Consider the following 12,461-nt stretch of genomic DNA (forward strand, 5'->3'; position numbering starts at 1 on the left):
CCTCTGCCCCCCCCCCCCGCTCTTCCGATCGGGTGGGCGCCCGGGCGGGGCCCGGAAGGGGCGGGGGCCCCGGTCCGTCGGGCGGACCGGGGCACCCGGCGCGGTGGCACCCCCGTGGCGGTGGCGCCCCGTGGCGGTGCCGGTGGGGTCTCAGCCCCGCAGGACCTCGCCGACCAGGGCGCGGGCCTCGTCCTGGACCCGGGCGAGGTGTTCGTCGCCGCGGAAGGACTCGGCGTAGATCTTGTACACGTCCTCGGTGCCGGAGGGCCGGGCGGCGAACCAGGCGTTCTCGGTGCAGACCTTGATGCCGCCGATGAGGGCGCCGTTGCCGGGGGCCTTGGCGAGGACGGCGGTGATCTTCTCCCCGGCGATCTCGCCGGCGCCGACCCGTTCGGGGGACAGTCGGGCCAGGCGGGCCTTCTGCTCGCGGTCGGCGGGGGCGTCGACGCGGGCGTAGGAGGGGGCGCCGTGGCGCTCGGTCAGCTCGCGGTAGTGGGCGCTGGGGGTGGCACCGGTGACGGCGGTGATCTCGGAGGCGAGCAGGGCGAGCAGGATGCCGTCCTTGTCGGTGGTCCACACCCCGCCGTCGCGGCGCAGGAAGGAGGCGCCGGCGCTCTCCTCGCCGCCGAAGCCGATCGAGCCCTCCAGGAGGCCGTCGACGAACCACTTGAAGCCGACCGGGACCTCGACCAGGGGGCGGCCGAGGTCGGCGGCGACGCGGTCGAGCATCGAGGAGGAGACGAGGGTCTTGCCGACGCCCGCGTCGCCGGGCCAGTCGGTGCGGTGGCGGTAGAGGTAGTCGACGGCGACGGCCAGGTAGTGGTTGGGGTTCATCAGGCCGCCATCGGGGGTGACGATGCCGTGCCGGTCGGCGTCGGCGTCGTTGCCGGTGGCGATGGCGTACTCGTCCCTGCGGCCGATGAGGGAGGCCATCGCGGCCGGGGAGGAGCAGTCCATGCGGATCTTCCCGTCCCGGTCCAGCGTCATGAACCGCCAGGTCGGGTCGGTCACCGGGTTGACGACGGTCAGGTCCAGGCGGTGGGTGTCGGCGATGCGCGCCCAGTAGGCCACCGAGGCGCCGCCCAGCGGGTCGGCGCCGATGCGCAGTCCCGCGTCCCGCACCGCGTCCAGGTCCAGGACGGAGGGCAGGTCCTCGACGTAGGCGGTGAGGTAGTCGTGGCGCCCGGTGGTGGCGGCGGCCAGCGCCCGCGCGTAGGGGACCCTCTTGACGCCGCGCATGCCCTCGCGGATCAGTTCGTTGGCGCGGTCCTGGATCCAGCCGGTGGCCCGGGAGCCGGCCGGGCCGCCGCTGGGCGGGTTGTACTTGAAGCCGCCGTCGCGCGGCGGGTTGTGCGAGGGGGTGACCACGATGCCGTCGGCCAGCGCCCGGGGGCTGCGCCGGTTGTGGGCGAGGATGGCGTGCGAGACCGCCGGGGTGGGGGTGTAGCCGTCGGCGGCGTCGATCAGCACCTGCACGCCGTTGGCGGCCAGCACCTCCAGGGCGGTGACCTTGGCGGGCTCGGACAGGGCGTGGGTGTCGGCGCCGAGGAACAGCGGGCCCGCGACGCCCTGTTCGGCCCGGTACTCGCAGATCGCCTGCGTGGTCGCGGCGATGTGGTCCTGGTTGAAGGCCGCGTCCAGCGACGAGCCGCGGTGCCCCGAGGTCCCGAACGACACCCGCTGCCCGGGCTCCTGCGGGTCCGGGTTCAGCGCGTAGTACGCCGTCACCAGCCTTGCCACGTCCACCAGGTCGCCTGGCTGCGCCGGCTGCCCGGCCCGTGCGTGTGCCATCCGTCTTCTCCCGCCGAAAGTCGGTACTCGCGATACGTCGTCGCTGCGCGTTCACCGATCGTAGCCAGAACGCGACCGTGCCCCGAACCGCGCGAGCGGTCCGGGACACCGCTCACGGGCGGGGACGGACGGGGACGGGCAGCCTTGAGACGGCCTTCAGGCGGGCTTGAGGCAAGCGGCCGCAACGGGCTCGAGACAGGCGCCGGGCCGGGCTCGAGACAGGCGCCGCAACGGGCGTCAGGCGGGCAGTTGCTGGCGGTGGGCCGCCAACTCCTCGGCGGTGGTGGTGGCGAGGAACTCCGTCACCCGGTACTCGGTCAACCCGGCCCGCACGAACGGGTCGGTGGCCACCAGCGCCTCGACGCACGCCCGGTCCTCGCCCACCGCGATGATCACCCCGCCGTCGCGCGGCACCTTGCGTCCCGAGGCGAGGAAGGTGCCCGCCGCGTAGTGCTCCCGCAGCCACTGCACGTGCTGCGGCAGCACGGCGTCGATCGACTCCAGGTCGGCGGTGTACGTCAGCTCCAGTACGAACATGGGTCCCAGGCTAGGGCCTGCCCGCGCGGCGCCCGCCGGGAGGGGGGCGACCCCCGTCCCGCCGCCGCGCGCAAGGCCCGCGGCAGGACCCGGCACGCCCCGTTCTCGCCTTGCCGCGCGGGGGCGCGCGCCCCCCAGACTCGTGCGCATCCCCCTTCGCGCCCACCGCGCCGCCGCCCCCTTCGCGGGCGCCCGGCGCGCACGGCGTGCTGCCCGCGCACGGGCACAGGGGGCCACAGGAACGACGAAACGAGGGGGACGGGCGGATGCGCGTGCACGAGGACCTGGTGCCGAGGGCGCGGGTGCGGCTGCTGCTGAGCCACGAGTGGATCCTGACCGGCGAGGACGCGCTGTGGGTGTACCGGACGCTGTTCGCGGCCAGCCCGCACGTGTACGCCCACAAGCTCGTCCACACGCTGCTGGACGCCGGCCGCTCACCGCTGGTCGCCGACCTGCCCCGGGCCCGGCCGGCCCTGCCGGAGGAGGCCGCGACCGCGACCGCGTGGGTGGACCAGGACCTGACCGGCGTACCGGCCGATCGTCGTGGACGCCGTGTTCCACGGCCTCGCCGCACCGAGGGAGCAGCAGAACGACCGTGCAGGACAGTAGGTGATCACCCGGAAGGTGCGATACAAACGACAATCCTTTATTTGACGACTGATCGGAGAAGACCTGATATGAGCAGCTCAGGGCTGTCGCGCCGCGCCCTCCTCGCCTCCGCCGGCGCCGGGGCCGTCACCGCCGTCATCGGCTGGAACACCGCCACCGCCGCGTGGGCCACCGAAGCCGACGACGCAGCCGTACCCGACATCGCCCGACTGCCCGCCCTGGACGGCACGGTGACCCTGCAGGGCCAGGGCCTGGACCGCTTCTGCGGCGACTTCGGGCACCTGGTCACCGCCGCGCCCCGGGCGGTGCTGCGCCCCGGTTCGGTGCGCGACGTGCAGCAGCTGGTCGCCTTCGCCCGCCGCCACCGCATCCCGGTGGCCGTCAACGGGCAGAGCGGGGACCTCGCGCAGCTCGGCGAGGAGGGGCTGGAGTCGCACTCCAGCTACGGCCAGGCCAACCCGCGCGGCGGCGTGGCCATCGACGCCCGCGGCCTGTCCGGGATCGTGTCGGTGAGCGCGGGACGTGCCGTGGTGGAGGCCGGGGCGACGTGGGCGCAGGTGACCGAGGCGGGCCTGGCGGCGGGCTGGGTGCCGCCGGTGCTCACCGACTACCTGCACCTGTCGGTGGGCGGCACGCTGAGCGTGGGCGGCATCGGCGGCGGTGTGCAGCGCTACGGCATGCAGGTCGACAACGTGCTGGAGCTGGACGTGGTGACCGGCACCGGCGAGCTGGTGACGGCCTCCCCCACCCGCAACCGGGAGCTGTTCGAGGCGGTGCTGGCCGGCGGCGGCCAGGTCGGCGTGATCGTGCGCGTCACCCTCGCCCTGGTGAAGGTGCGCGAACGCGCCCACGTGTTCTCGCTGTACTACGACGACCTGGACGCCTACCTCGCGGACCAGGAGAAGGTGCTGGCCGGGCGGCGCTTCGACTTCCAGGTCGGTGACGTGGTGCGCAGCGCGGACGGTTCGCGCTGGCGTTACAAGGCGGAGCTGGTGGCGTTCGCGGACGCCGGGCAGCAGGTGGACCGGGCGGCGCTGCTGGCGGGGCTCGTCCCGGTGGAGACGGAGGTGGTGGAGCAGAGCTGGCGGGAGTACGCGTACCGGGTGGACGGCTTCTCCGGGTACCTGCGGGCGGCGGGGTTCTGGGCGCTGCCCAAGCCGTGGCTGAGCGTGTTCCTGCCGGCGGCGTCGGCGCGGGCGTTCATGGCGCGGGCCGCGCAGGTGCTGACGGCGGCGGACCTGGGGGCGGGGCTGCTGCTGTTCTACCCGTACCTGCGCTCGAAGGTGCGGGCGCCGCTGGCGGTGCTGCCGGGGCAGGAGGAGGTGGGCTGGCACTTCGACCTGCTGGCGTTCCCGGGGCCGGGGGCGGACACGGCGGCGATGCTGGAGCGCAACCGGCTGCTGTACGACCTGGCGGTGGAGCTGGGCGGCAAGCGGTACCTGATCGGGGCGGTGCCGGGGATGACGCGGGCGGACTGGCAGCGTCACTACGGGGGGCTGTGGGAGCGGGTGGTGGCGGCCAAGCGGCGCTGGGACCCGGCGGGGATCCTGACGCCCGGGCAGGGCATCCACGCGTCCTGACGCGCCGGTGCGGGGCCGCCCGCGCCGGTGCGGGCGGCCCGGCGGCCTGTCCGCCTTCCTTCCCCGGCGCGGGGGCCGGCGGGCGGGGGGCCGGCGGCGCGGTCGGGGCCGTGGCGGCGTCCGGCGGCGATGCGGCGCCCGCCCGGTGCCGCTGTGCGATATTGCGGACATGGTCACGACGAGAGGGCAGGTCATGAAGTTCGCAGTCATCGGCGGCACCGGGCTGATCGGGTCGCAGGTCGTCAGGAACCTGAACGCCGCGGGTCACGAGGCGGTGGCGCACTCGAAGTCCACGGGGGTCGACGTCATCAGCGGCCGGGGGCTGGACGAGGCGGTGGCGGGGGCCGACGTCGTCGTCGACCTGACGAACTCCCCGACCTTCGACGAGGCCTCCCCCGCCTTCTTCCGGACCTCGATGGACAACCTGCTGGCCGCCGCCGAGCGCGCCGGCGTCGGCCACGTCGTGATCCTGTCGATCGTCGGCACCGACCGGGTGCCGGAACTGGCCTACTACCGCGCCAAGGCGCTCCAGGAGGAGATCCTCGCGGCCGGGCCGCTGCCCTACTCGATCGTCCGGGCGACGCAGTTCATGGACTTCGTCGACGCCGTCCTGTCCTGGACCGCGGACGGCGACACCGTCCGGCTGCCCGCCACGCCGATCCAGCCGATCGCCTCCAAGGACGTCGCCGAAGCGGTGGCGCTGGTCGCGGCGGGCACCCCGCTGAACGGCATCCGCAACATCGCCGGCCCGGAGGTCTTCCCCCTGGACGAGCTGGGCCGGATCACCCTGGCCGCCAAGGGCGACCACCGCACCGTCGTCACCGACCCCACCGCCGGCATGTTCGCCGCCGTCCAGGGCGACGTCCTCACCGACGGGAACGCCCGGCTCGCCCCCACCCGCTACGCGGACTGGCTCTCCTGACCCGCCCTCACCGGCCCACGGGAACCCGGCGAGCCCGGGAGCCCGAGGGGCCGGGCGCCTGGGATCCCGGGGAGGGGCCGGGCGCCCGGGGGCCGGGGAGGGGCCGGGCGCCCGGGGGGGTCAGAGCGCGGACAGGAGCAGGAGCCTGAACGGCGGCCGGCCGTGCGCGGTGTCCAGCCGTTCGCCCGCGCGCGGCGGATGCCGGCGGCGACCTCCCGCGGCATGACCACCTGCGGCGGTACCGCGGCCGGGGTGCGGGCGGTGGGCCGGGCGCGGAAGCCACCGGTCCGGGCGCCGTCGCGGGCCCTGTGGTGTGTCCGGCATCCGTGGGGGTGCCGCACCGCGGACACGGCGGGGGCAGCGGGGGCGGCGGCGGGTGTGGGCTGGGACATGACGTCGAGCGGCCGGAAGGCGACCGGCGACCCGGAGTGCCGGTTCAACCTCTCCGGCACGGGCCCCGGCGAAGCGGGCCATGGACCGTTCTCCAACTCATGGGCCGGTAGGCCTGGTTGACCGTCACCAGGATCACGCCGAGCTTGGCGGTGGCGCACTGGGTGAGCGTCCGCTCGGCGCAGTCGGGGGCCCGGATGCCGACCCGGTTCCCTTGGGCGATCGCGAGCTCCAGCAGGCCGGGCGCCCGGGCGTCGACGTCGGTGGCGGGTTCGGTGTACGTCCAGCGGCGGGCGGCGGCCCGGTCGACCAGGGCGTCGCGCTCGGGGAAGGTGCGCAGCGCGCGGGCGGGGTTCTCCCCGATGATGTCACCGAGCAGCGGGAGGTCCGCGGTGCCGGAGGCGTGGCTGCGTGGGGTCGGCGTGGTCGGCACGGGCCGGCTCCCGGGGGCGGCGGGGGGCCGGGATGCTGTCGCACGGCCATGAGCCGTTGCCGTGGCCGAGGATCGAGGACTTCGGCCTGACGGCCGCCGACTTCGCTGCCGAGCGCGGCCGGCGAGGTGTCGCCGGCCGTGCTCGCCTTCCGGGCCGCCTGGCGGGCGGTGAGCGGCCGGCAGGCCGAGCGGCCCACCGGCATCCGGGACTACGAGGTCGGCGGCACCGACGACGGCCGGCTGGTGACGCCGGCCGGGATCCGCGCCGCCCTGGCCGCCCTCGCGGCGCGGCCCGCCTCGGCCCGGGCCGGGACGTTCGCCCGAACGCCGCGCCGGGAGGAGTGGGTCGGCCACCTCACCCGCGCGGCGGCCCACGGTGGGTTCCGGGCCGCGTGGGCGGCCGCGGGACAGGTCCTCAGCGGGCGAGGCGGCCGAGCAGGGCGGAGGCGGCGCCGATGCCCAGGAGGGTGGCGAGGGTGAGGACGGCGAAGTCCAGGGGCAGGTGGCTGGGGGTGCCGATGAGCAGGCCGCGCAGGGCGTCGACCTGGTAGCTGAGCGGGTTGGCCTTGCTGACGGCCTGCAGCCAGCCGGGCATCAGGGCGAGGGGGTAGAGGGCGTTGGAGGCGAAGAACAGCGGCATGGTGATGGCCTGGCCGATGCCCATCAGGCGGTCGCGGGTCAGGACGATGCCGGCGATGGCCATGGACAGGCAGGAGAAGAACGCCGAGCCGAGCAGGACGACGGCCACGACGCCGGCCAGCCGCAGCGGGTTCCAGGTCATGGCGACGCCGAGGGCGGCGGCGATCAGCACGACCACGGCGGCCTGGAGGACGGCCTTCACTCCGGCGGCGAAGGCCTTGCCGGTGACGAGGGCGGCGCGCGGGGTCGGGGTGACCAGGAGTTTGGTGAGGACGCCGGAGTCCCGCTCCCAGATGATCATGATGCCGTAGAAGATCGCGATGAACATCGCGGACTGGGCGATGATGCCGGGTGCGAGGAAGTCCAGGTAGGGGATGCCACCGGTGGGGATCGCCTTGAGACGGGTGAAGGTCTGGCCGAAGATCAGCAGCCACAGCGCCGGCTGGATCGCCCGGGTGTAGAGCTCGGTGCGGTCGTGGCGCAGCTTCTGCAGTTCGACGGCGCACATGGCGCCGACGCGGGCGGGTACCAGGCGCCAGCCGGTGCGGGCGCGCGGGGGCACCAGCAGCAGGGACAGGTCCGGGCCCGGGTCGGCGGGTTCGGCCGACGCAGCCCGCGGGTCGGCGGGTTCAGCCGACGCGGCCTGCTGTGCGGCGGGTTCGGCGGACATCGGAGAAGTCTCCTTCGGTGGCGTCGGCCAGTTGGCGGCCGGCGAAGTGGCGGAAGACGTCGTCCAGGGTGGGATTGTCGTGGGCGGGGTCGGTGTGGCGGACCCGGTCCTTGAGTTCGGCGGGGGTGCCGAGCGCGCGGATGCGGCCGCGGTCCATGAGGGCGATGCGGTCGCAGTGGCGGTCGGCCTCGTCCATGTAGTGGGTGGTGACCAGGACGGTCATGCCGGTGGCGGCGCGCACGGCGTCGACGCGTTCCCACACGCCGGTGCGGGCGATGGGGTCCAGGCCGATGGTGGGTTCGTCGAGGACGAGCAGGCGCGGGGCGCTGACCAGGGCCTGGGCGAGTTCGAGGCGGCGCACCATGCCGCCGGAGTAGGTGGCGGCCATCCGTTCGGCGGCGTCGGTGAGGTCGACGGCCGCCAGGGCCTGGTCGACGCGGCGGACGCGTTCGGCGCGCGGGACGTCGAAGACGCGGGCGAACAGGGCGACGTTCTCGCGTCCGGTCAGGGCGGCGTCGGCGGACAGCTGCTGGGGGACGTAGCCGAGCAGGCGGCGTACCCGCATGGGGTGGCGGGTGGCGTCGTGGCCGAAGACGCGGACCATGCCGGGGCCGACGGGCAGCAGGGTGGTGATCGCGCGGATGGTGGTGGTCTTGCCGGCGCCGTTGGGGCCGAGCAGGCCGAACACCTCGCCGGTGCGCACGCTCAGGTCGATGCCGTCGACGGCCCGGGTGGCCTTGCCGCGGCCGTGGCGGAAGACGTACGTCAGGCCCTGGCACACCACGGCGTCGGCGTCGTCGGTGCTCATCGCTCCCCCTGCCCTGGTGGGGTACGCGGGACGGCCGGCGGGGTGCGCGGGAGGTCGGGCGGGGTACGCGGGACGGCCGGCGGGGTGCGCGGGAGGTCGGGCGGGGTACGCGGGAGGTCGGGCGGGGTACGCGGGACGGCCGGCGGGGTGCGCAGGGCGTCGGCGACCTGCCGCAGGGCGGGCAGGGCGGCGGCCAGGGCCTCGCGCTGGGCCGGCGGCAGGCCGGTGACGATGTCGCCGATGAGGGCGCGGCGGCGCCGGCGCCAGTCCTCGATCCGTTCGGCGGCCTCGGCGGTGGCGTGCAGGAGGGCGGCGCGGCGGTCGGCGGGGTCGCTCTCGCGGCGCAGCAGGCCTTGGGCGACGAGCTGGTTGACGAGGGTGGACACGGAGTTGCCGGCCAGGCACAGTTCGTCGGCGGCTTCGCAGACGCGCAGTGCGGGGGTGTCGTGGACCAGGCGCAGCAGTTCGATCTGGGCGCCGCGCAGGTGGGGTTCGTGTGGGGTGCTCTGGCGCAGGCGGCGGCGGACCAGGCGCTGGATGCCGACGAGGAGGGTGGAGAACTCGTCGGCCAGCGCGACGTCGAGCGTTGCGGGCTCTGTCGCGGTCATACCCCTCATTTTAGCTCTGTGTGCGAGGTATTGGTCGGGTGTGCGGGCGGGTTGGTGGGTGGGTTGTCGGGTTGGTGGGTGGGTTGTCGGGTTGGTGGGTGGGTTGTCGGGTGGGCGGGTTGGTGGGTGGTGCGCTGGCCGTGGACGAGGGCGGGCAGGGTGCGGTCGGCGAGGGCTTCGGTGGTGCGGGCGTACTGGGCGGGGGGCCATGGTGTCGGGCAGTTGGCGTACGGGGACGAAGCGGGCGCCGAGCAGGCCGCTGTGGTGTCGGGGCGGGACGGTGAGGGGGGTGGTGTCGGGGACGGTGCCGCCGTCGAAGACGAGGCTGAGGGCTGGAGGTAGTGGTGGGCGGGGGTGAAGTCGACGGCGAGGATGTCGGTCAGGCGCAGGTGGAGGCCGGTCTCGGCGTTGAGGTGGCGGGCGGCTGCGAGGTGCGGGGGCTCGTCGGGGCGGGCGGAGCCGCCCGGGAGGATCATGCCGTCCATGTCGTCGGGGTCGACGAGGAGGACGTCGCCGCGGGGTTGCGGACGAGGACGAGGCAGCCGAGCCGGCAGACGGGGGCTTGGCGAGCCGGGCGAGCACCTCCCGGCCGAAGAGGCCGGCGGGGAACTCGCGGTTGATGTCGCCGCAGTGGACCAGGGCCCCGGCGTTGATCTCACACAAGGTGGCGCCGAAGACCGGGCGACCGGCGGGCGGACGGGCGGCGGGTCGGCGGTCCGCGCCCCGGCGCCGCCACTCCCGGTACGGCGACACCGCGGTGCGGTGACGACACCGGGGCAAAGCGGCGACACCGGCGGCGTCGGGGGCGGATCGGTGCCCGTCGGCCGGCACGGCCCGTCAGGCGCGGGCGGGCTCCCCCACGCCGACGGCGCGCAGGGCACGGGCGGTGGTCTCCCGGTGCTCGCCGACCGGGGCGACGTAGTCGAGGACGGCACGCGCGGCATCCTCGCCCAGGGTGCGGGTGATCACCCAGGTGGCGAGGTACTGGGAGGCCAGGCAGCCACCCGCGGTGGCGATGTTGCCCTCGGCGTGGAACGGCGCGCCGGGCACGGTGACACCGAGGGCCTCGAGGAAGGGCCGGGTCGTCGCGTCGGTACAGGCCGGCATGGAACCCAGCAGACCCAGATGGGCCAGCACCAGCGCGCCGGAGCACTGGGAACCGATCAGCTGCCGGGCGGGGTCCAGCGGCAGCCGGGCCAGCAACGGGGCATCGGCGACCACGTCACGGGTCCGCACCCCGCTGCCGATCAACACGACGTCGGCCTCGGCGACGAACTCGATCGGACGCTGCCCGGCGACCCGGACACCGTTCATCGAGGTGACCTGCGGCGTCGGCGTGGTGACGAAGGCCTCCAGACCGTCGTTACGGCAGCGGTTGATCAGTGCGGAAGCGATGAAACTGTCGAGTTCGTTGAACCCGTCGAAGGTGACCACGGCGACCTGTGCCATCACTGCTCCCTCATACGGCGTCACATGTCCGACCCCCAGTGTGCCGCGCCCCACAACCAAGAGCGCGACGGCCCGACACCGACACCGGCACCGGGGCCGGTGCCGGTGCCGGAGGGGCGATGCCGGGCCGGGGCCGGGGGCGGCGCCGAGGGCGCGGCGGTGCCGGGGGGCGGTGCCGGGGGCCGGGGGCCGGGGGTTCAGACCGCGACGAAGCGGCGGTGGCCGTCGGCGGCGAGGATGCGGCCGAAGCGCATACCGGGCAGGTGGGCGGCGACGAGGAGGTCGTCGGTGTCGGCCGCCTGGTCGGCGAGGCGGTTGCGCACGGCCGAGGCGGCGACAGGGTCGACGTCCCAGACGACCTGCCAGTCCCGCTCACCGAACTGGACGACGGAGTGCACGACGTCCCCGAGCAGCAGGGCCCGGCGCCCGCCACCGGAAAGCACGTAGACGGTGGTACCCGGGGTGTGGCCGGGCAGGTGGAGAGCATCGATACCGGGAGCGAGGGTGAAATCGGTGTCGAACAGCTCCAACCGGCCCTCGAGGGGGCTGAGCTTGGCGACGGCTTCGGGGGTCGCGGTGTCACCGGTGACGAAGTGCTGCCAGTCGGCGCGGTGGGCGCGGTAGACGGCGTTGGGGAAGACGGGCCGGCCCCCGACACAGGCCCAGCCGACGTGATCGAAGTGGAGGTGGGTGAAAACGACATCGGTCACGTCGCCGGGGGCGGTACCGTGGGCGGCGAGCGAGTCCAGCAGGGCACCCCCGCGGTAACGGCCGTCGTCGTGCGGGCCGACCCCGGCATCGACCAGCACCGTACGCTCACCACCACGTACCAGGAACCCGCCGAGCGGCAGGGCGAGGGTACCGCCGGGCCCGAGATGATGACGGTGGCAGGCCCACGGATCGTCGACGCCGGGACGGGTGAGGATGTCCGCGGCCCTCTCCGTACCCGTTCCGTCCATGACCGCCAGAACCTCGATGTCACCGATCCTCATCCGCACACCCTCCCGTGACCACACGTCAACACGCCCGCCGCACACCGGCAACCGGTCACGCGGACTCTCGACCACAACCACCCCGGGCGACACGGCATTCCCACCGACACCCGAAGACCACACACCCCTCCCATCCCCTGTCTTCCCCCGCCCTCCCCTGCCCTGTCCTGCCCGTCCTGTTCACGGCGGGTCGCTCGCGGATGCCCCGGCGCAGGCAGGCGGCTTCACCCACCGCACTGAACGCCGGCAGGCCAGGCGATCGGCCCTGGTAGCGTCATGCGCGTGAAGTCACGCGCACCGCGCGGACTTTGACCATCGAACGGACGGGGGTCGAATATTGGGAAGGGGTGGTGGGTGTGGGACGGGCACGCGTGGCGGCGCGGGTGATCGTGCACCCTGGCGTGGAGGACGTGAGCGTCCAGCAGGTACTGGAGGCACTCGCTGACCCAGCCCGCAGGACGGTGGTACGCACACTCGCACACTCCGGAGCCGACCTCAGCTGCGGCTCCTTCGACCTCCCGGTCGGGCGTTCGACCTCCAGCCACCACTTCAGCGTGCTACGCGAAGCCGGCGTACTACGCCAGTACTACGTCGGCACCACCAAGATGAACGCGCTACGCACCGAGGAGCTGGAACGACGCTTCCCGGGCCTGCTGTCGGCAGTGGTAGCCGCCGCCGACGCGGAAGCACAGCAGACCCCGAAGGCATGAGAGGAACCCGGACCCCCAGGGCGTGACAGGAACCCGGACCCCGAGGGCGTGAGGGCGGGTCGGTCGCGGACGGAGAGGACGATCACGCAGGACGATCTCGCAGGACGATCTCGCCGATCCGGACGCCGGATTCGAGGTGGCGGTGGGCGTCGGCAACGGCGTCCAGGCGTCCTCGAAGACACGGTCGACAACCCGGGGGGGTGAACCGGCCACCGGCCAGGCCCGCGGTCACGAACACGCGGGCACAGCGCAGGCGTTCGCCGTCGCGGGCCACCTCACGCATACCGAAGAAGAGCCGGCAACGAGGACGAAGGCGGCCGGGC

General features: G+C 74.3%; 12 protein-coding genes. 3 read left to right on the forward strand and 9 right to left on the reverse strand.

What is annotated here, in order from left to right; all coding sequences use genetic code 11:
• Window positions 1–150 precede the first annotated feature (150 nt).
• Together pgm and ACWDBB_RS17630 are read right to left on the reverse strand one after the other, a co-directional pair.
• On the reverse strand, window positions 151–1,791 hold the full coding sequence (gene pgm, locus ACWDBB_RS17625; RefSeq protein WP_449790443.1) for a phosphoglucomutase (alpha-D-glucose-1,6-bisphosphate-dependent): 1,641 nt from the start codon (window positions 1,789–1,791) through the stop codon (window positions 151–153).
• Between the two features lie 237 nt (window positions 1,792–2,028).
• A complete protein-coding gene (locus ACWDBB_RS17630) occupies window positions 2,029–2,328 on the reverse strand; it encodes a YciI family protein (protein ID WP_449790444.1) in 300 nt (99 codons plus the stop codon).
• Between the two features lie 266 nt (window positions 2,329–2,594).
• Between ACWDBB_RS17630 and ACWDBB_RS17635 the strand changes: the two genes are divergently transcribed.
• Window positions 2,595–4,517, forward strand: coding sequence for an FAD-binding protein (locus ACWDBB_RS17635; RefSeq protein ID WP_449790445.1), 1,923 nt, complete (start codon window positions 2,595–2,597; stop codon window positions 4,515–4,517).
• 193 nt (window positions 4,518–4,710) lie between these two features.
• On the forward strand, window positions 4,711–5,439 hold the full coding sequence (locus ACWDBB_RS17640) for an SDR family oxidoreductase (protein ID WP_449790446.1): 729 nt from the start codon (window positions 4,711–4,713) through the stop codon (window positions 5,437–5,439).
• 436 nt (window positions 5,440–5,875) lie between these two features.
• Here the strand turns inward: ACWDBB_RS17640 and ACWDBB_RS17645 are convergent, their stop codons facing one another.
• The 7 genes from ACWDBB_RS17645 to ACWDBB_RS17675 all read right to left on the reverse strand — a co-directional run bounded on the left by ACWDBB_RS17645 (window position 5,876) and on the right by ACWDBB_RS17675 (window position 11,428).
• Window positions 5,876–6,262 carry an AMP-binding protein gene (locus ACWDBB_RS17645; RefSeq protein ID WP_449790447.1) on the reverse strand — a complete coding sequence of 129 codons (387 nt, stop codon included), beginning with the start codon at window positions 6,260–6,262 and terminating at the stop codon, window positions 5,876–5,878.
• 415 nt (window positions 6,263–6,677) lie between these two features.
• Window positions 6,678–7,571, reverse strand: a complete 894-nt coding sequence (locus ACWDBB_RS17650; protein ID WP_449790448.1) for an ABC transporter permease — start codon at window positions 7,569–7,571, stop codon at window positions 6,678–6,680.
• A complete protein-coding gene (locus ACWDBB_RS17655; protein ID WP_449790449.1) occupies window positions 7,531–8,379 on the reverse strand; it encodes an ATP-binding cassette domain-containing protein in 849 nt (282 codons plus the stop codon). Before ACWDBB_RS17655 ends, ACWDBB_RS17650 begins: the two co-directional genes overlap by 41 nt.
• Window positions 8,376–8,987, reverse strand: a complete 612-nt coding sequence (locus tag ACWDBB_RS17660) for a MarR family transcriptional regulator (RefSeq protein WP_449790450.1) — start codon at window positions 8,985–8,987, stop codon at window positions 8,376–8,378. Before ACWDBB_RS17660 ends, ACWDBB_RS17655 begins: the two co-directional genes overlap by 4 nt.
• 5 nt (window positions 8,988–8,992) lie before the next feature.
• Window positions 8,993–9,931 (reverse strand): NUDIX domain-containing protein, encoded by a 939-nt coding sequence (locus ACWDBB_RS17665; RefSeq protein WP_449790451.1) that lies wholly within the window; start codon window positions 9,929–9,931, stop codon window positions 8,993–8,995.
• Entirely contained in the window at window positions 9,825–10,436 is a 612-nt protein-coding gene (locus ACWDBB_RS17670) for an AraC family transcriptional regulator (protein ID WP_449790452.1), read from the reverse strand. Before ACWDBB_RS17670 ends, ACWDBB_RS17665 begins: the two co-directional genes overlap by 107 nt.
• Before the next feature lie 197 nt (window positions 10,437–10,633).
• The gene (locus ACWDBB_RS17675; protein WP_449790453.1) at window positions 10,634–11,428 is read right to left on the reverse strand and encodes an MBL fold metallo-hydrolase; all 795 of its coding nucleotides are present in this window, start codon (window positions 11,426–11,428) and stop codon (window positions 10,634–10,636) included.
• 356 nt (window positions 11,429–11,784) lie between these two features.
• On the opposite strand from ACWDBB_RS17675, the gene ACWDBB_RS17680 reads away from it, so the two are divergent.
• Window positions 11,785–12,138 (forward strand): ArsR/SmtB family transcription factor, encoded by a 354-nt coding sequence (locus ACWDBB_RS17680; protein WP_449790454.1) that lies wholly within the window; start codon window positions 11,785–11,787, stop codon window positions 12,136–12,138.
• Window positions 12,139–12,461: the final 323 nt, after the last annotated feature.

The organism is Kitasatospora sp. NPDC001095, from assembly GCF_053598615.1.

Bases quoted from the DNA above. Each gene is read 5' to 3' on its own strand.
- pgm (WP_449790443.1), bottom strand. From the start codon at position 1,791: ATGGCACACGCACGGGCCGGGCAGCCGGCGCAGCCAGGCGACCTGGTG.
- ACWDBB_RS17630 (WP_449790444.1), bottom strand. From the start codon at position 2,328: ATGTTCGTACTGGAGCTGACGTACACCGCCGACCTGGAGTCGATCGAC.
- ACWDBB_RS17635 (WP_449790445.1), top strand. From the start codon at position 2,595: ATGCGCGTGCACGAGGACCTGGTGCCGAGGGCGCGGGTGCGGCTGCTG.
- ACWDBB_RS17640 (WP_449790446.1), top strand. From the start codon at position 4,711: ATGAAGTTCGCAGTCATCGGCGGCACCGGGCTGATCGGGTCGCAGGTC.
- ACWDBB_RS17650 (WP_449790448.1), bottom strand. From the start codon at position 7,571: ATGTCCGCCGAACCCGCCGCACAGCAGGCCGCGTCGGCTGAACCCGCC.
- ACWDBB_RS17655 (WP_449790449.1), bottom strand. From the start codon at position 8,379: ATGAGCACCGACGACGCCGACGCCGTGGTGTGCCAGGGCCTGACGTAC.
- ACWDBB_RS17660 (WP_449790450.1), bottom strand. From the start codon at position 8,987: ATGACCGCGACAGAGCCCGCAACGCTCGACGTCGCGCTGGCCGACGAG.
- ACWDBB_RS17665 (WP_449790451.1), bottom strand. From the start codon at position 9,931: ATGCCGCGCGTGCCGTCCTCGACTACGTCGCCCCGGTCGGCGAGCACC.
- ACWDBB_RS17670 (WP_449790452.1), bottom strand. From the start codon at position 10,436: ATGGCACAGGTCGCCGTGGTCACCTTCGACGGGTTCAACGAACTCGAC.
- ACWDBB_RS17675 (WP_449790453.1), bottom strand. From the start codon at position 11,428: ATGAGGATCGGTGACATCGAGGTTCTGGCGGTCATGGACGGAACGGGT.